This is a genomic window from Vulcanisaeta sp. JCM 14467 (assembly GCF_001316245.1).
GTDB lineage: Archaea > Thermoproteota > Thermoprotei > Thermoproteales > Thermocladiaceae > Vulcanisaeta.
This window is the reverse complement of sequence record NZ_BBDM01000016.1, coordinates 51,716-68,239: the sequence shown is the minus strand read 5'-3', so window position 1 is coordinate 68,239 and position 16,524 is coordinate 51,716. Positions and strand designations below refer to the sequence as shown.

16 protein-coding genes, 3 pseudogenes and 1 CRISPR repeat array are annotated in these 16,524 nt (G+C 46.4%); of the genes and pseudogenes, 10 read left to right on the top strand and 9 right to left on the bottom strand.

Features of this window, described 5'->3' with window-relative positions; all coding sequences use genetic code 11:
- Together JCM14467_RS12980 and JCM14467_RS12975 are read right to left on the bottom strand one after the other, a co-directional pair.
- Window positions 1–1,007: CAP domain-containing protein (locus tag JCM14467_RS12980; protein WP_252901661.1), on the bottom strand; the 1,007-nt coding region annotated here is incomplete at its 3' end.
- Window positions 1,008–1,178: 171 nt separating this feature from the next.
- The gene (locus tag JCM14467_RS12975; RefSeq protein WP_054850441.1) at window positions 1,179–2,186 is read right to left on the bottom strand and encodes a hypothetical protein; all 1,008 of its coding nucleotides are present in this window, start codon (window positions 2,184–2,186) and stop codon (window positions 1,179–1,181) included.
- Window positions 2,187–2,549: 363 nt separating this feature from the next.
- Here JCM14467_RS12975 and JCM14467_RS12970 point away from each other — a divergent pair, with 363 nt between their 5' ends.
- Window positions 2,550–3,263, top strand: coding sequence for a hypothetical protein (locus tag JCM14467_RS12970; RefSeq protein WP_252901660.1), 714 nt, complete (start codon window positions 2,550–2,552; stop codon window positions 3,261–3,263).
- A gap of 32 nt (window positions 3,264–3,295) precedes the next feature.
- Here JCM14467_RS12970 and JCM14467_RS12965 read toward each other — a convergent pair whose 3' ends face one another.
- From JCM14467_RS12965 to JCM14467_RS12950, 4 genes are all read right to left on the bottom strand, one after another.
- Entirely contained in the window at window positions 3,296–4,198 is a 903-nt protein-coding gene (locus JCM14467_RS12965) for a hypothetical protein (RefSeq protein WP_054850439.1), read from the bottom strand.
- A gap of 121 nt (window positions 4,199–4,319) precedes the next feature.
- A complete protein-coding gene (locus JCM14467_RS12960; RefSeq protein WP_252901659.1) occupies window positions 4,320–4,862 on the bottom strand; it encodes a hypothetical protein in 543 nt (180 codons plus the stop codon).
- An 86-nt stretch (window positions 4,863–4,948) separates the two neighbouring features.
- Entirely contained in the window at window positions 4,949–6,364 is a 1,416-nt protein-coding gene (locus JCM14467_RS12955) for a PQQ-binding-like beta-propeller repeat protein (RefSeq protein ID WP_054850437.1), read from the bottom strand.
- Window positions 6,313–6,816, bottom strand: a complete 504-nt coding sequence (locus JCM14467_RS12950) for a hypothetical protein (protein ID WP_054850436.1) — start codon at window positions 6,814–6,816, stop codon at window positions 6,313–6,315. The genes JCM14467_RS12955 and JCM14467_RS12950 overlap by 52 nt, the downstream gene beginning before the upstream one ends.
- Window positions 6,817–7,512: 696 nt before the next feature.
- Between JCM14467_RS12950 and JCM14467_RS12945 the strand changes: the two genes are divergently transcribed.
- Window positions 7,513–7,815 carry a PaREP1 family protein gene (locus tag JCM14467_RS12945; RefSeq protein ID WP_252901658.1) on the top strand — a complete coding sequence of 101 codons (303 nt, stop codon included), beginning with the start codon at window positions 7,513–7,515 and terminating at the stop codon, window positions 7,813–7,815.
- Window positions 7,816–8,464: 649 nt separating this feature from the next.
- A CRISPR array of direct repeats spans window positions 8,465–8,822; the repeat unit is 25 nt; unit sequence GAAGATTTCAATAGAATATTGAAAG.
- Window positions 8,823–8,922: 100 nt separating this feature from the next.
- On the opposite strand, the gene JCM14467_RS12940 is transcribed toward JCM14467_RS12945, so the two are convergent.
- Window positions 8,923–9,534 (bottom strand): phospholipase D-like domain-containing protein, encoded by a 612-nt coding sequence (locus JCM14467_RS12940; RefSeq protein ID WP_252901657.1) that lies wholly within the window; start codon window positions 9,532–9,534, stop codon window positions 8,923–8,925.
- A gap of 119 nt (window positions 9,535–9,653) precedes the next feature.
- Complete coding sequence (locus tag JCM14467_RS12935; protein WP_054850434.1) at window positions 9,654–9,947, bottom strand: hypothetical protein; 294 nt, start codon at window positions 9,945–9,947, stop codon at window positions 9,654–9,656.
- A gap of 609 nt (window positions 9,948–10,556) precedes the next feature.
- Between JCM14467_RS12935 and JCM14467_RS12930 the strand changes: the two are divergent.
- The 8 genes and pseudogenes from JCM14467_RS12930 to JCM14467_RS12895 all read left to right on the top strand — a co-directional run bounded on the left by JCM14467_RS12930 (window position 10,557) and on the right by JCM14467_RS12895 (window position 15,345).
- Window positions 10,557–11,119: pseudogene (locus JCM14467_RS12930) on the top strand (PaREP1 family protein).
- Between the two features lie 95 nt (window positions 11,120–11,214).
- A pseudogene (locus tag JCM14467_RS12925) lies at window positions 11,215–11,783 on the top strand (PaREP1 family protein).
- Window positions 11,784–11,844: 61 nt separating this feature from the next.
- Complete coding sequence (locus JCM14467_RS12920) at window positions 11,845–12,408, top strand: PaREP1 family protein (protein WP_054850444.1); 564 nt, start codon at window positions 11,845–11,847, stop codon at window positions 12,406–12,408.
- Between the two features lie 70 nt (window positions 12,409–12,478).
- A pseudogene (locus JCM14467_RS12915) lies at window positions 12,479–13,317 on the top strand (S-methyl-5'-thioadenosine phosphorylase).
- Window positions 13,317–13,925 carry a hypothetical protein gene (locus JCM14467_RS12910; protein WP_054850433.1) on the top strand — a complete coding sequence of 203 codons (609 nt, stop codon included), beginning with the start codon at window positions 13,317–13,319 and terminating at the stop codon, window positions 13,923–13,925. The pseudogene JCM14467_RS12915 and the gene JCM14467_RS12910 overlap by 1 nt, the downstream one beginning before the upstream one ends.
- Window positions 13,926–13,953: 28 nt before the next feature.
- Window positions 13,954–14,307: a translation initiation factor gene (locus JCM14467_RS12905; RefSeq protein WP_054850432.1), complete on the top strand. Its 354-nt coding sequence runs from the start codon at window positions 13,954–13,956 to the stop codon at window positions 14,305–14,307.
- 2 nt (window positions 14,308–14,309) lie between these two features.
- A complete protein-coding gene (locus JCM14467_RS12900) occupies window positions 14,310–14,717 on the top strand; it encodes a hypothetical protein (protein WP_054850431.1) in 408 nt (135 codons plus the stop codon).
- A 34-nt stretch (window positions 14,718–14,751) separates the two neighbouring features.
- On the top strand, window positions 14,752–15,345 hold the full coding sequence (locus JCM14467_RS12895; RefSeq protein ID WP_054850430.1) for a DNA-directed RNA polymerase: 594 nt from the start codon (window positions 14,752–14,754) through the stop codon (window positions 15,343–15,345).
- Between the two features lie 13 nt (window positions 15,346–15,358).
- On the opposite strand, the gene JCM14467_RS12890 is transcribed toward JCM14467_RS12895, so the two are convergent.
- The gene (locus tag JCM14467_RS12890; RefSeq protein WP_252901656.1) at window positions 15,359–16,516 is read right to left on the bottom strand and encodes a hypothetical protein; all 1,158 of its coding nucleotides are present in this window, start codon (window positions 16,514–16,516) and stop codon (window positions 15,359–15,361) included.
- Window positions 16,517–16,524: the final 8 nt, after the last annotated feature.

Below are 16,524 nucleotides of genomic sequence, written 5' to 3'. Positions count from 1 at the left end.
CAGTAGCCATAGTACGTGTAGTTGGGATTCATTAAGCCCCTCCAGTGGATTGGTGCGTTGTTAATCATGTATTGCACGTATTGGCTCGGTGTGTAACCGCTTGGGAATAGTGCCTCCTCACCAGTTATTAGGAAGCTTTGGTACTGACTTAGGTATTCCTGGTAGTCCTCCTCATAGCCATAGTGGCTTATTGCTGGGTCCATGGCCATGGTGTTGAGCCTGACCTGGGCAAAGTTACTGAGCCATGGGCAGTACTGAAGCGGTGGTGCACCCTCACCAGCCCTATACTGATTAACAATACTAATGAACTGACCAACCCAACTGGGGCCTATGCTAACGGATTGAGGGGCCGTTATACTTACCTGGGATGATGAGGGCTGTGGTGCACTGCTCATGGGATTGACAATCAGGAGTGGTGTTCCTGCACCTAGCATTATTATTAGGCTTATTAGCGTTATTGAGAACCATAGCCCTGTGTGCCATCCAGGCCTTAATATGAGGGCTACGAGGGCAAAAATGAATGCAACAACCACGGGAAGCATTATTTGGGCTATAAAGACTCCATAAACCCACGCAAGTAAGCCCAGTATAATGAGGGTTATTGCTGCGGTATCCCTTACCCAACGACCCCTACCAGGACGTGGTGGCGGTTCAGGTTGTGGAGGGGGTGGTGGAGGTATTGGGTTTCGTGGTATTGGCATTGGTGGTACTGGTCTGGGCGTCCATATCCATTCCATGTTTGGGAATACCTTACTGACTATTTTCCTGGCTTCCTCGGGTATACCGTGCCCATAGCCCCTCTTGATTGAGTACCTATCAATGCCTAGGCAGTCCAGTGAATTGATTATAATCTTGGTGATTGTGTCTTCGGTGTCTGGGCACCCGCTTTTCTTACCTTCCTCAAGCATCTTAACGACTACGCTCTCAACCTCAGAGACAATCTGCCAATCCTCGAAGCCACCACTGCCAATCCTCCAGTATTTAGCCATGAACTCCTCAAGTTCCATAATGCCTTGCGGGAAACAACCCTTAAATGACCCCAGGTCAGGGCATTTGGCCTTCTGACTCCATAGGGCATCACAAATTGAGTAACAAGTCTGCAGTGCTACCTGATTATCACCATGAAACTTAAGACAATCCTCATAACACTCAGTAAGTTTATCAGTACTCATTATTCATCACCGTGGTGGGCCCAGCAGCTTTACTAATCGGTACTTCGCGTACTCTCTTGCAAGAATGTAGCCTCCGAAGATTATGAGTCCTAGGAATATCACTGCTATGAAGGCTCCTATTTGGTTCATGTTTATGACCGTTATCAACAAATCAGCATAGACTATCAAGACGGCTATTATGGCAATTACATCAAGAATCAAGTAAGCCATATGGACCGCCTCCGCATCAATCTTATAACCAAAACGACCCAATCGCATGTACCTCCATCTAGTGTATTCTTTGACGAGGATATTCGTAAGTATTATCGCCCCTATCAATATTAAGGACATGAATATCGCGAGGCCGGCGGAGGACTCCTGTACGGCTATGGGATATACCCGTGAATACACGTAGGCTGCTGGGGCGATAATAGGGAGACTGTAAAAAATAAAGCCTATGAGTGCATCGATGATGATGTTATGTTCATAGTCATGATCCACCGAGTAGTTTTGTGGTTCTTTCGGTGTCTGTGGCTGTTGTTGAGGGGGTGGTGATGGAGGGTTGGGCTTTGGTTGTTGTGGTGGTTGCTGGGGTGAGGGTTCTATGGGTGGTAAGTCGTATTGGGAAGGTGTGCGTGATGGTTTCACCACGATCTCCTCCTGCCTCGGTTGTGAAGATTCAATCACCTGTATTGGTGTTGGTTCTCTTATCCATTCTATGTTTGGGAATATTTCGAGGATTATGTCCCTGACCTCCTCGGTCATTCCGTGCTTGTACGCCCTCGTTATTGAATACCTATCAATGCCGACGCTATCCAGGGACTTCGTGACAACCTCTATTATTTTGTTCCTCAAGTCCTGGCAGTTGTTTTGCCTACCCTCCTCTAGCATCTTACGAACTGCACTGGCAACCTCAGAGACAATTTGCCAATCATCAAAACCAAGCTTACCAACCTTCTTATACCTGGCTAGAAACTCGTTAAACTCGAACATCGCATTCGGAAAACACTGCTCAATGAATTTATCCGCATCCATTATCTCACCTCTAACTATTTGGTTTAGGGATTACCTGAAATAGAATTAAGACGCTCACGTCACTAGTATTTTCCATGAATGACCATGAAATACCCATTAATTAAATAAGCCATGAGCGGCATTAAAGCATTACTCATCATAACTGTGGTGTAAAATATAGTGTTTATATATAGATTTATACAATAAATGATTGAAATTAATAATAAAATAATAAATGCATTATCATAAATTTAAAATGGTGTTTAAGAATTAAACCTATAAATTATTTTTAGATAAATTTTTTAAATAATTATTGCTGTTGAGTTATGTGTGCAATTTAGTAGGTATTATCTTGATAATGATTTACAGTCTTTATTAATTATCATGAATAGGCTATTATTTTATGTTCCCTGTGTTAAGTTCACGGATTTAATGAGGGAGACGCTGTGGCATCAACAGAAGCTCTCTAGGGTATTGGATAGGGGTATTAGGATTGGGGTTATTGTTAAGTGTGTTGATGGTGAGGGTTATGACCTCGCATCATCTGTGTTACACGGGAGTTTAATTAGTGGGGAGAGGATAACACTTAGTGTTAATGGGGTCACAAGTAATTACCTGGTTATGAAGCATCATGTTTCTGTGATAACGCAGAACATGGGTCTTACGGATATTAATACTGTCTTTATTAGGGTCTATGGAGATATTGACTGGGATGAGCCATTAAGGTTCAGGTGTGGTGATGTAAAGATAACGGAGAGATTGGAGAGGGATAAATGCCCGTTAAACATGTGTAACTTGATTTTTAATCTAGGTAGGCCGGTGGCTCCAGGAAGTACCTTTAGCTATAATTACTCATTTAACCTGTATTACTATCCACCAAGGGACTACTTTAGCGTAGATATACTCAATAACATTAAGGATATCTTGATAAGGATACCTAGGAGTTACGGTGTGAATGGGCGAATAAGCCTGGGTAATGTGGAATTAACGGGTCATGGCTCGGTGAGGACTAGTGTAAGTAAGAAGTATAACATAGTCCATGGGATATTATTAGCGCCGCCAGGAACATTAAAAATACCGATACAAATACGGGCGTGATACTTTTGACCACGAACGTGTAAGCGGGTCAATTAGCCAATGGTTGCACCTGAGCATGTGTTAGCTGAGCCGATGGGTATTGTCTCCTCACCCATTACTGGGTTTGCCGTAAATCCCGTGCAGAATGGACCACCATTCACGTAGAAGTAATGAGAGCCATCGGTTAACCACAGTACTATATAAATGGGGCCGCACCCCTGATAACCGTAGGGATAACCATTATAGCCACAACTATTCTGAGTGTTGGGGGCGCTTTGAATTGCGGTTACATATAGCGGCTTTCCGTTATATGTGATGGTTAACTGTGTCTGTGTCGGTGTTAGTATAGCCACACCCTCAGGCTTGTTAAGAGTTAGTGTAATTGAGTTCTCTCCCATGAAGACCAGTGTACCCTGTGGTAAAGATGAGCCGTATATACCTGTTATGGATTGCGTAGTAATAAGTAGGTAAAGTGTTGTCGGGGTTTGCGCGGTAAAGACGTATGTGCCTGGGCCAAGTGTTAAATTCGTGTAAGGCGTGTACATCCCCATGGAGATGCCGTAATAAGTACCTGCGGGTAATGTTGTTGGTGTTCCCGAAGTTGTGTAGGGTGTCTGCATGGATATGCATGCATTGTACTCAGACTGTAAGTTCGTGTAATTAATCACTAGTGAATTGTACCTTGACTGCAGGGTACTGTATTGGCTTTGAAGTGAGGCGTATTGAGACTGCAGAGAATTATAATTATTCTCCAGGGAGTCATAGTTGGTTTCCAGGTTGGTGTAGTTGGTCATTAATGAGTTGTACTTGGAAAGTAATGCATTGTATTCTGCCTCTAATGACTGATATACTGGTTTATAACTAAGTATCACCGTGTACCATTGGTATGCGAAGAAGATGGAGACCGCGGCCAGGACAACCACGGCAACCAACAACCCAATTATACCCGCATTCATTAATCAACCACCGTACTTATGCATCTTAGCACTTATTTAAGAAATTGTCACGAGATGCCGTGACAGTTATCGCAATGAACTTACTAATAATATAATAAAATTAGTTTTGATTTTAAGAGGCTTACTTCCTCCTCAGTTTCAAAGCCTCGATAACTGCTATAACCATGAGTAGAATTATTATGGCAATGATTAGGTCGATAAGTAGTGAATTGAAATTGAAGATGCTTATGGCTTGTTTGGGTTGTGATTGGTAACTGGGTGCCTGTGTGAAGTATACTGTAATGATTACATTCCCATTACTTACAGTAACATTACCACTGGATGGCGTTGGTGAATAATTACCTACGCTGGGTATTGTAAATTGATAATACCCATTGGATTCATTAAACACTATCTCATTACCTACCGAACCCTCCTCACGGCCATTTAAATAAACAAACCATTGGGTACCCTGTGGTAAACCGCTCTCCACAAATGTGACTGAGTACGTCATTGGTACCACGGTTATACTAAGTGTTGTATTTGCAGTTACGATTAATGTGCCTGACTGAGGTGTTACGGTGTAACCACTTGGTACATTTATTGCGTACTCATAATTACCGCTTATCACCTTAAACACTATCTGGTTGGATGTGGAGCTTTCAGTTGTGCCATTCAACGTCACAGACCATTGAAGGCCACTAGGCAGCCCTGTCTCGGTAAAGACCACGTCATAATATGCAGGTGATACTGGTGTTATTGTTAAGTATGTTAATATGGGCCGTTTGCCCCTTGTGCATTATTACCGCTTATTGTGTCAACCCAAACACTAGATTGTTGATTATACGAGTTAGCTAGGTATAAGGCAACTAATCCGTTATTAGGAAGATTATTGATGTTGAGGGGATTATTAAATATGTAATCCATGGATTCCTGATTAATTGCCTGCGTATAGAAGGCGAGGTAATAAATAGCACCGTTGAAGTAATTCCTGGTCCAGCCGCATGTGTATGCGCCAATTGCTGGAAAGCCGCAGGCTGGTTGCCATAATTCATAACCTGGTGGTAATGTTATTGATGATGATAATACAGTATTTGAACCCCATTGCTTAACATAGAGTGTAGCCTTCTCGTCATTTATATAAACCGTACCAATGATATACCACCCAGGCTGTGTTATATTTACATAGGTGGAGTGCCAACCGCCACCATTATTAAGTTTAACATTAAAAGCTATTGAATCGTCATAAATGGTCACACTAGCTTCACCGCAATAAGCACTATACCAAAGAAATTCAGGATTTGTGGGGTTAGGGTTCTCGATATATACAAACCCAATAACGCTAAAGTCAGTAGTTGGGGAGTTCCACCAACAATTTGATGATTGGAAGTATTGGTCATATCCATTGAACATAACAACAGGTATTGACTTAGAGCCTACTGGTGAGGAGAACTCTGATAATGGAATAGCCACAACCCCTGATTGTGTGCCTAGTACTATCAATGAGCCATCACTGCTCATTACCATGTTATTTATTTGACTTGGCACTGTGTACGTCATGGGCAACCCTGTGCCATTAAAGACTAGTAACTCATTACCGCCAAGCTCAGCCACAGCGACAATATTACCATCCTCAGACTCGGCAACCAGGGAGTTACCAAAGCCCAGTGGGTATTGCCAGGTTATTGAGCCATCGATGTTGAAGAAGTACAGGTAGCCGTTGCCTGCCACGGCTGTCCTGCTCGCGCCGTAGTTCGTAGATACCCAATCAGACCAGGCATTTGGTGCGTTAGGGCCTGTGGTGTAACTCCATAGGACATCACCGCTGATGCTTATTAGGTATGCATGATTATGACCACCCCAGGCGTAGGAATTCGCCGAACCGACAACTATGTATTGACCGTCGGGACTGAGTGATGCCACGTTCGGGTCAGCAAGATTCAATAAATCCCAAATCACCTGCCCATTATAGGCATTGAAGAGAATAACATAGCCGCCAGAGGCATACCCATTACCAGCAATTAGGAGGAGGTAGTTGCCATTGGGTGAAAAGATGGCTTCCTTAGTGCCTAAGAATTGGGATGTACCATATGTATAACTCCAGATGGCATTGCCTATTGCTGCATTAAATACTATTAAATCACCATATGGCTGCCCTGGAGGGCCGCTTGTGGCAGCTGCGACCAATTGCTGATTAGGGATATAGCAATACTGTTTATACCAACAACCCAGGAATATGGAAAGGTATAGCTCCATAGCTCTTTACCATTGATTGAATAGGCGTTAACAATACCTTGTTCACCTGAATATCCGCTTAAACCCACAATTACATAGTTCTGTGAAACTGCCACTGACGTAACCTCCTCAGGTTCGTTCATACTCCATAATGTCTTAAGACCACCACTTGGTGACCAGGAAAGTAAATATACATAGTACTGATCACTGGAATTAACACCGGCAGCTATTAGGTACTGTCCATTAACAGGTGTTGGGTACATACTTAGGGCGGTCACGGAACCAATGCTTACCGAGGATGTGGACTGAGCAAAGGCAAAACTGGGTGATACTATAACGAGTGAAGTAATGATTAATGCCGTAATCATGATGTACCTGAACAAGGCCGTATTACCACCGTGCAATAATAGTCAATTTGTATTTAAGGTTTTGTCACGGAATTCCGTGACAAGACTTTAAATATGAATCGTATTAAGTTAAAATGTGGATACCATTGTCCGGAAAGGGTTAGTGCCTTTTACGGTCGAGATCCCATGAGTAAAATAGAGGGCTTTATAACTTCTAACGGTTTCATTAGGGAAGCGTCTTCTGGTGCGTACGAATTTAAATATAGAGATGGAAGGGATTTGAATAAACAGACTTGTCAAACAAGCAAGGCATGCCTATATTAATTGGTGTGAAGCCTGAATTTATAAGCATGTGAATGAGGTTAACGAGAAAGGGCCTATTTAATTTGAGAGGGTGGAGATTATGACCAGCCTGAAGTGCTGAAGATGCGTTGGGATTTATTACTTAGTGAAATTGTGACCACGTTGGGTTTGTGCTGCGTATTCGTGGGTCGTTAAGGCGTACCTAGAGCGTGTGTGGGGAGTTTTAGGTGAAGATTTTTTTATGTTGTGGTCTGTAGGCATTCATGGTCCATGAATCAATAAGGCATTGCAATGATTAAAGGGGTCAAGCTGTCGTCTTAGGCGTTTTGCCTTGATTGTTACGACCTTGATGCTCACGGGAAAGTTGCTTGGTGTGCTGGGTTTCCCTGGGCGTTAGGTTGTGGGTTTATGGCTTAAGGCTTTTAGGTTTGTGTTTGTTAATTGTTCGGTATGGTTGGTGGGGAGTTTAGGGCTCATGCTGAGTTGGCCGTGAGGATGTTTAGTGAGGGTGTTGAGTCGATGGGTAGGGGTGATGTGGCTTGGGCGTGTGCGGCGTTTTATAAGGCTGTGGAGGAGACGGTGAAGGCGTTGGCCATTGCCAAGGGGCTTGAGGAGGCTAGGGAAGCCCTGGCCAGGGATAGGTGGAGTATGGGGTTGCTGGATAGTGCGGCTCGTAGGCTTGGTAATACTGCCTGGTGTGCCTGGGTTCATGGATACTTCCTCTACGTGGAGGGGTTTGGCGAGGGTACTTAATGCCGAGGGTGTGAGGGCTAGGGTGCCGATAATCGAGGCCCTGATTCAGGAGGTTAGGAAGCTTCTTGATGAGGGGTCTTGACGCAATATTTTCGGGAATTGGCCGTGTCATTGCTACAGGGCTTGTCATCCCTTCCGCTCATTATTTGACCTTTTGGATCTTATTTAAGCGTGGTGTTGCTTTGACGTGGTTTGCAGTTTTTCATGGGCCTTTGGGGTGCGTCATTGGGTGTTGCGTAATGCCCACCTGGCTTTTAGTGGCGACCACGAGGCTCATTAATGCCGTGGCATTAGGCTAGGATTGGCCGCTCACGGTGAGGCCCAGGTGCGTGAAGCCGTGCGCTGAAGGGTGTTTGATGTGCATGGTTTCGTGCATTCACTTTTAAGTGTTTCCTTGTGTAATTGAATGCATCAATGTTCGTATAGAGTGCATGGTACCATGCACTTTCTCCATTTTACAATGGATAAAGCATCATTAGAACAAGTACGGTATTGAGAAGCTGAAATATCATTATAACAACAATTCAATTCCTAATGCAGACCGTGAGAACAAACACGGTTCGTGAAGATTAGAAGTAGAAACATGTTCCAATGGAGCCTAAATACGAAAGAAAAAGACTTATAAAGGGGCAAATAAACCAGCGAACCAGAAGATTTCAATAGAATATTGAAAGGGGCAGACACGGTGTTCAATAATATTGCCTCTACATAGGAAGATTTCAATAGAATATTGAAAGTTAAAACGTCAATAATCACAGAAGCTGGAAAATTCCTTAAACGAAGATTTCAATAGAATATTGAAAGCCTATACATAGCTGGTGGGGAGGACACGGGTAGGAAAGAAGATTTCAATAGAATATTGAAAGCCGTAATCAACTATTGCGTAGCCAATGTCAATCAACTCCTCAGTTGAGGATTTCAATAGAATATTGAAAGACTATTATATTGCACGGTGGCATGGTGCATATTATATGGCACGATAGAAGATTTCAATAGAATATTGATGGTGAGGGAAGGTTGGTGTACCGAGGTTCAATGAGTGTATTTTTCCCTTGGGGTTTGATTTAGTGTGTGGTGAGTTTTGTTGTGTTTGTTTGTGTCTTGGTGTTAGGTTCTTAGTTCGTTTATGAGTGTTTCGATTTCGTGTTGGGGTTGGTTCCTTATCATTAGGCCTGTCTCGACGTTTCTGGTGAGGGAGTTTTTGAGTAGGTTTGCGCTTGTTATGAATATGTCGTTGTTTGATGCGTAGATTTTTGCGTGTAGTGGTTTATTTGTGAATTCCAGGTTGATGCTATCCGCGTCAATGCCTTCGTTCATCGCGATTTGTTTGATGTCTGTAGGGCTTAGTTCCCTGAGCCCTTGTTTCTTCACTATTATGTTCACGTTTACGCGGCTTGCGCGGGTCTTTAGTACCTTGGTTATGAATATTAGGCCGTACTTGTCGAGGTATTGTGAAACCAGCGTGGCTTCTTTGGATGATGAGTAAATGATGTGGGCTATGCCGACTGCGGCTAGTGGTTCGCCGTCCCTGCTCTTGACGGTGGTTAATGATTGGTTCCTGAGTTCCCCTGTGCTTACGTCGCTGAGGCCTAGCTGGTTGATTAATTTATTGAATAGTCTTGGGATTAGGTAGTCGTTGAAGGGCTTGGTTGGTGGTTCGCCCCTGTAGGTTTTTATCCGTAAGCCTATTTCCATCATTATTCTATTCCACATCCTCATTTCGCCGCCGAACTCCTCAACGATCCCCCCTGTCGAATTTCCTACCTGATAGGTATTGGAAGAGAACCTATAGTGGTGCCCACCTTAGGAATGTGCTGCGTAGTAGTTCTAGGCATTGCTTATTGGGTTTTTCGCAGGTTTTTGGCTATGTCTTTGGCGAGCCTTATTGGTGTGTAGGTGTTGCCGTAGCCCGTGGCCAGTATCCCGAGGTGCCAGCTGAGTGATGTGTAGCCTAGCACATCCCTTGCGTTGATGTTTAGGGCCTTGGCTATTTCCGCGGCTTCGCCTGTGCTTAGTGATTTTTCTCGGTGGTGAGTTTTATGAAGTTTATGAAGTCGTTGATGTCGGAAGCTCGCCACGTTTTTGCTTTCGAAGTATATCCTGCCTGCTGTGAATAGGTCTGTTGTGAACACCTTAGTAGTTAATCCCTGTAAAGCTTGTAATAAGTATTGTTGCCCTGGATTAAGCCCTTAATTGACCTTGACTGGAGATGTTGATTGCTGCGTGGGTATTAGTGGGTCGCGCTTTATTCTGCAGGTTTAAAGTGATTGTTGAGTGTTGGGTATGCATGTGTTTTATGGCGAATACGTAGGGTGGTGTAATTAAGTGGAGAGTGTGAGTATTATTAGGTGGTTAGTGTTTTGGTCATTGTCTCGTGAATTATGTCGATTCCCAGGTTTGGGTCTGCGTTCTCGATGATCCTAGTCATGCCCAGCCATTACCCTTCCTGGCTTTCTTGGATTTTCCTGCGTGGCGTGTGTTGCCCTGTCTGTTGTATGGTTGTTCGTTGTGTGGTTTATGATTTTGTGAGATGTCGTTGTTTTTTCTAAGGGAGATGCCTTTATAATTGGTGTGTCTGCAGTGCTCTTTGACCTTCACCTAAGGAGTCTAGGGATGAGCTCTTTGGTAGGGATGCGGAGGTTGATTATGATGCGTTGATTAGGAGGTATTCACGGGGTAGTTGGGTCGTCATGGTGTTGGTGGGCCTTAAGGTATTTTAAGGAGCTGGTTAGGTACTACCTGTGGATGTGGAAGCCATTGAGAGGCCTTTGCCTAAGCCTACGATGGAGGATTATGCGGGTGCGAGGTTACTCGAGTCACTAATCGAGCTAGGCTAGCCCTTGAGTTCCTGGATAGGGGCCTGGTTAGGAATGCGGCTGGTAAGGCTTTCCAGGCATGGAGAGCGTTACTAGCGGCCCTGCTTAGGCTCGAGTTGGATAAGTTGTTGCAGGTCGTGAGGAGTGAGGATGAGAGGAAGTGGCTCGTGGACAAAGCCGTACCAAGGGTGCCAACGAGTAGGATGAGGGCTTTATCGCAGATGCTTGAGGAGGTTGGTTATTCGGGGATTTACTTCGTAACAGACACCGTACTTAATCTGCATGATTATCAGTATAATGGTCCTGACCCGGACTTGGTCCTGTCTAAGTTTAGGAGTAGGTATGAGGCTGCGGTTGCCGTGGTTATGTTGGTCAGGGAGTTGTTGGGTAGGGTGGATGGGTTGAGGACGAGGGTTAGGTGGGGTGATGAGCTTGAGGCGGCGTTTAAGGCGTTGGGTGAGGAGTTGGGTAGGGTGGTGATTAGGTAGTTGTGTTGGTCCTCAATGCTGGCGGAGTGCATGGTGCGGTTAGTGATTGGGGCGTTGGCGATGGGTATTTAAGTGGGGTTGGTTGGTCATTGTTTGTGGATGCCGAGGTCCTTGAGAAGCCATTACCCAAACCAACCACGGAGGATTACGTGGGTGCTAGGTTGCTTGAGTCCATTGTCGAGGCGCAATTGGCCCTTGAGTTCCTTGGCCGTGGCTTGGTTCGTAATGCTGCCGGTAAGGTTTTTCAATCCTGGCGTGCCTTAATGGCGGCGTTACTGAGGCTTGAGTTGGATAGGTTGGTTCAATTGGTTAGAACGGATGAGGAGAGGAAGTGGCTGGTCAATAGGGCTGTGCCTAGGGTTCCGACTACTAGGTTGGTTAGGCTCTCGCAAATGCTTGAGAAGATTGGCCATGTTGGGCTCCTGGCAAATACGTCATTGGCCCTGGAGCTCCATGATTATCAGTACAATGGTCCGGACCCTGACATGGCGGTGTCGAAGTTTAGGGATAGGGGTGAGGCGCTATTGCCGTGATTGGGTTGGTTAGGGAGTTGGTTAGGAGGGTTGAGGATTTGAAGCAGAGGGTTAAGTGGAGTGACCAACTCGAGAATGCACTCAATGCATTAAAGGAGGAATTGAGTAAGTCGGGGAGTCAAGGCCCGTAATGACCCTGGGCGTGGTTGGGACATGGTCAATAGGTATTTAAGGGGATTAACCAACACCACGATGTGTGCGGAAACAATAGAGAAGCCGTTGTCTAAGCCGACGAGTGAGGATTATGTAAATGCGAGGCTTCTTGAGTCTTTGGTTGAGGCGTCTCTCGCCGTTAAATTCCTTGAGGATGGCTTGGTTAGGAATGCTGCTGGTAAGGTTTTTCAGGCTTGGCGTGCTCTGTTGGCGGCCCTACTTAAGCTCGAGCTTGATAAATTACTTAAGTTGGTCAGAAGCGATGAGGAGAGACAGTGGCTAATTAATAGGGCTGTTCCAAGGGTTCCGACGAGTAGGATGAAGGCCCTGTCACAGATGCTCGAGGAGATTGGTCATCGTAATATGTCAGCATGGACCAGCATTGCGCTTGATCTTCATGATTACCAGCATAATGGCCCTGACCCTGACATGGCCGTGAGTAAGTACAGGAATAGGGAGGAAGCGGCAATAGACATTAAACTACTGATTAATGAATTGGTCAGGAGGGTCGAGGAGTTGAAGCCGAAGGTCAGGTGGGGTGACGAGCTTGAGAACGCCCTAAAGACCTTGAGGGAGGGGCTTGGTAGGGTTGGTGGTTTGTGATCCTGCCTTTTTGTTGGGTAACGCTTTTAAGGTTTCTTTTACCTGCCTTACCGTGGTTGAGGTTAGGAAGTTGACGGTTACGAGGGCACCCGTCAGCCCGGGTGAGTTGGGTATTGATTCGTTGCCTTACGTTGGTGTTATTGGTGGTAGTGGTCTTTATGAGGCTGGGTTCTTCAGTGAGTACTTCGAGGTTCAGCTCCACACGCCTTATGGTCTTCCAAGTGATAATGTGGTTATTGGTAGGGTTGGTAGTGAGTGGGTTGCCTTCTTGCCTAGGCATGGGCGTGGACATAGGTACCCACCGCACAGGATACCGTATAGGCTAATGCCTGGGCTTTGTGGGCTCTCGGTGTTAAGGTTGTGATTGGTGTTAGTGCTGTTGGTAGTCTTAGGCAGGACTTTGCGCCTGGTGACTTCGTTATTCCCGACCAATTCTTCGACGCGACTAAGGGCAGGGAGTACACGTTCTTTGACGGCCCAAGGACATGCCATATACAGATTGGTCTCGAGCCGTTTAACCCCGTTATTAATCAACTTCTCTATGAGGAGGCCTCGAAGGTTAATAAGACTCACCTTGGTGGGTGCTACGTGTGTATTGAGGGTCCGAGGTTTAGTACTAAGGCTGAGTCCAGGGTTTGGAGGGATGTCTATGGCTGTGACATTATTGGTATGACCCTCGTGCCCGAGATCAACCTGGTGCGTGAGCTCGGCATGTGCTATTCACTGCTTGCCCTGGTGACTGACTACGACATTTGGGTGCCGCGTCAGGCGGTTACGGCTGAGCTCGTGGAGAGGGTTATGAGTGAGAAGCTTGAGCTTGCCCGTAAGGTGCTGCTTAATGTTATACCTAGGACTCCAAGGGATGTTCATGTCAAGTGCGAGGAGGCTCTTAAAAATGCCTGTGTTTGATGGTTATGGTTGTTAGGCAGTTCGGCGGTAGGTTCACGGCGATTTCCCTGGACGAGCTTGAGGCTCTGTTTAGGGCTTCCAGTGTTGACCTTGGTAGGAGGTTTGGGGCTAGGAGGGTTGGTGATAAGTACCTACTGCCAATTCAGGCCGTTCCCTGGTTCACCCTCGTCGACCTTGGCCGTGAGTACCCAATAAACGGCTTAACAGTTAGGGGCGTGGTCATTGACGGGCCTATTGACAAGCCCTGGTTTGACCTGGTCCTTGGTTTCCTGGTTGGTGATTACGTGGTTGGCGTTTCCGTGGTTGGCCGCAGGGCCCTGGGCTGTAGGTCTCGGCCGCTGAATCCACCGCTTGATCTTTGGGACCTGCCAAGGGGCCTTGATTTCCCGAGACCCATTGCCATAACTAGGGATGTCGCTGGTGGCGTTGTTGATGTTTCTGCGCCGTTGGATTGCCTAGCGTCCTTCGACGTGGCGCCTAACCAGTCGGTGCGTTTCCTCCTTGTTTACACGGGCCTTGTTAGTGTTGGTGGTAGGATATTTATTGACCTTGGTGGTTCCTCCGTGGTTGTGGTTGATGCTTACCTTTCCTGGACGCAAAAGATATAAATACATGTACTAGTTAGTTACTCGGTCCATGAGTGGGGAGGGTCAGGGAGACATAGTTGATGAGTTGCTTTCGTCGGTGCTTGGTGGTGAGAGTGGTGCGGAGGCTGAGATCGCTAAGGAGCAGGCGTTGGTTAGGGTTAGGGTTGAGAGGAGGAAGAGACACCTGGTCACTGTTATTGAGTTTGATAGTTCCGATGTTAAGGCGATAGACATTAATGGCATTGCCAAGGAGCTTAAGCGTAGGCTTGCGGCTGGTGGTACCGTTAAGGAGAACACGATCGAGGTTCAGGGTGACCAGAGGCAGAGGGTTAAGAAGCTACTCATTGAGATGGGGTTTAGGGAGGAGAACATACTTGTTGATGAGACTATCGTGGAGACTTAGCCATGATTAGGAGGGATGAAGAGTTAATTAAGTACCTAAGGGATGAGTTGCCTGGCAGGATTAGCGAGGTCATTAGTGGTGATGGCCAATCAGTCATTAGTGGCTTGGCCAGGCTGTGTATTGAGGTTCTCAACAGGTCCTGTGGTGCCCTCGGCGTTGATTGTGGCGGTGATGCCCTTACCAATGCCTGGAGGGTTATGGAGAGGGTTGTTGGGCTTAGTAATGAGTTTGTCCTTGCCAGGTACATGGCGATTGTGGCATCCTCAAGCTTAATAGCGTCTGTGGCGAGCCCTATGATTGCTGACATGCTTAGTAGGGATTTGTTGACCTGCCTTGAGAAGGTCAGGGTCTTGATACTTAAGATGGTTGAGGAGGGTAGGCCGTGGAGGGAGGTTTTTGGGCTGGATTAGTTTTTTTTAAGGGGTTTATTAAAACGGTTCGTGCATGTTTAGGGTTTTGACCCTTGAGGACTACATTAGGATTCCACCGAGTAGGTTTGGTGAGCCGTTGGAGAGGGTTGCCTTTGAGGTTTTGTGGGGTGAGTACGTGGGTAGGGTTGAGAGGGATGTGGGTGTTTACGTGGCGATTTTCGACGTTGAGGTTAGTAAGAGGGGCATTGTCATATTTGGTGATGGCGCGACCTACAACAGGGTTCGTTTTAAGGCGTTGGTCTACACGCCACTTATTAATGAGGTTGTTGAGGGTGAGGTTGTTAGGACTGAGGACTTCGGAGCCTTCATTAGGATTGGGCCAATTGATGCCCTTATCCATAGGACCCAGATGATGGAGGATAACGTGGTCCTTTACGACAAGCAGAGCGGTGCCTTCGTTGGTGAGCGTAGTAGGCGTAGGCTTGGTAGGGGCGACGTGGTTAGGGCCCGTGTGGTTGGGGTGAGTTATGTGACGGCGGGTAATAGGGACGTGGTTAGGGTTAGCCTAACCCTTAGGCAGCCAATGCTTGGTAAGCTTGAGTGGATTGAGGAGGAGTTGAGTGGTGGCAAGAAGACTGCCCAGGCCAAGGCCCAGCAGAAGCAGTGAAATTGTCCAGGGGTTATCCCCTAACTAGGGTGATCAATATTAGGGTTAATAACCCTGTTTCAGTAATGCCCGTTATTGCCATGTCCATTGTTGAGTAGGTGATGCTTGCCGTAATTACCTGGGCTGCGATGAAGGTTATTATTGGTATTGAGGTTGCTGTGATTATGAGTATTGTGTTCACGAGGTTTAGTATGGCTAGGTCTTGGGAACCGTTTAGGTAGTCCCTGACCTCCAGTTGGAATATTACTGCGGCCATGACCGTGGAGGCCAGTGGCGAGGTGGCTAGGGCGAGTATTGGTGGTATGGTTAACGTGTAGTGCAGCGCCGTGAGTATTGCAATTATTGGTGACGTAAGTACGTAGTAGGCGATCAACGCCATAGGTATCTTAGCCAGCATCCTCCTGACTGGCGTTATTGGCATTGTGAGTATTATTGGTAGTGCTGAGTACTCGGCGTTGTACATCATGACTGGTAGGAATGAGGTTATGAAGGCCAGTGGAGCCACGTACGCCATAACACCAATCACCAACTCAAACTGGCTTAGGCTATTCATTGATGCGGCTAGGGATGCGTATAGGAACACGGCCATTAGTAGTCCCCCAATGACCATTCCCAGGGATCCCCTGGCACTAATTAACTGCCTCATGTAGTACCTGACGAGACCTGCAAAGGCACCCCTAAACCTGAGCTCCCTGAGTGGCTTGTTGACAGTGATTAATGATTCAGGGCCGCCTGGTAGCCTTGGCGTTAGTAGTCTGGGCCCAGCGGTAATTAATAGGTACGTATCCAATACAGCCAGTGCTACTGTGGTTATCACCGAACTCGCAAGCGCCGGTGTGCGCGTCATGACCAATGGGTCACTAATTAGCGGTATGTATTGGGCAATCCCTGGGCTTACAATGCCCGGGTCCTCACTGAGTAATAGGAGTGTGAGTGCGACGACCCAGGGTATTGAGTTTATAATGATGATTAGGGTCCTCGTCAGTAGTGCATTGATGGAGCCTCTCATCCTGACCACCGTGTCTAGGGCGATGATACCCATTAATGGACTCAATAGACCGAGTAATAAGGCCTGGGCTGTGATGAGGATCGGCGATGGTGCGTGAATTATTATCGCCACTACGGCAGCGGTTACGATCGACGATGTTAGTGGTATGTCGATAGCCCTCACAATTGATA

Coding starts and splice junctions, on each gene's coding strand:
- JCM14467_RS12965 (WP_054850439.1), bottom strand. CDS start 4,198: ATGAATGCGGGTATAATTGGGTTGTTGGTTGCCGTGGTTGTCCTGGCC.
- JCM14467_RS12940 (WP_252901657.1), bottom strand. CDS start 9,534: ATGAGGATGTGGAATAGAATAATGATGGAAATAGGCTTACGGATAAAA.
- JCM14467_RS12975 (WP_054850441.1), bottom strand. CDS start 2,186: ATGGATGCGGATAAATTCATTGAGCAGTGTTTTCCGAATGCGATGTTC.
- JCM14467_RS12900 (WP_054850431.1), top strand. CDS start 14,310: ATGATTAGGAGGGATGAAGAGTTAATTAAGTACCTAAGGGATGAGTTG.
- JCM14467_RS12910 (WP_054850433.1), top strand. CDS start 13,317: ATGGTTATGGTTGTTAGGCAGTTCGGCGGTAGGTTCACGGCGATTTCC.
- JCM14467_RS12905 (WP_054850432.1), top strand. CDS start 13,954: ATGAGTGGGGAGGGTCAGGGAGACATAGTTGATGAGTTGCTTTCGTCG.
- JCM14467_RS12895 (WP_054850430.1), top strand. CDS start 14,752: ATGTTTAGGGTTTTGACCCTTGAGGACTACATTAGGATTCCACCGAGT.
- JCM14467_RS12970 (WP_252901660.1), top strand. CDS start 2,550: ATGAATAGGCTATTATTTTATGTTCCCTGTGTTAAGTTCACGGATTTA.
- JCM14467_RS12945 (WP_252901658.1), top strand. CDS start 7,513: ATGGTTGGTGGGGAGTTTAGGGCTCATGCTGAGTTGGCCGTGAGGATG.
- JCM14467_RS12920 (WP_054850444.1), top strand. CDS start 11,845: ATGTGTGCGGAAACAATAGAGAAGCCGTTGTCTAAGCCGACGAGTGAG.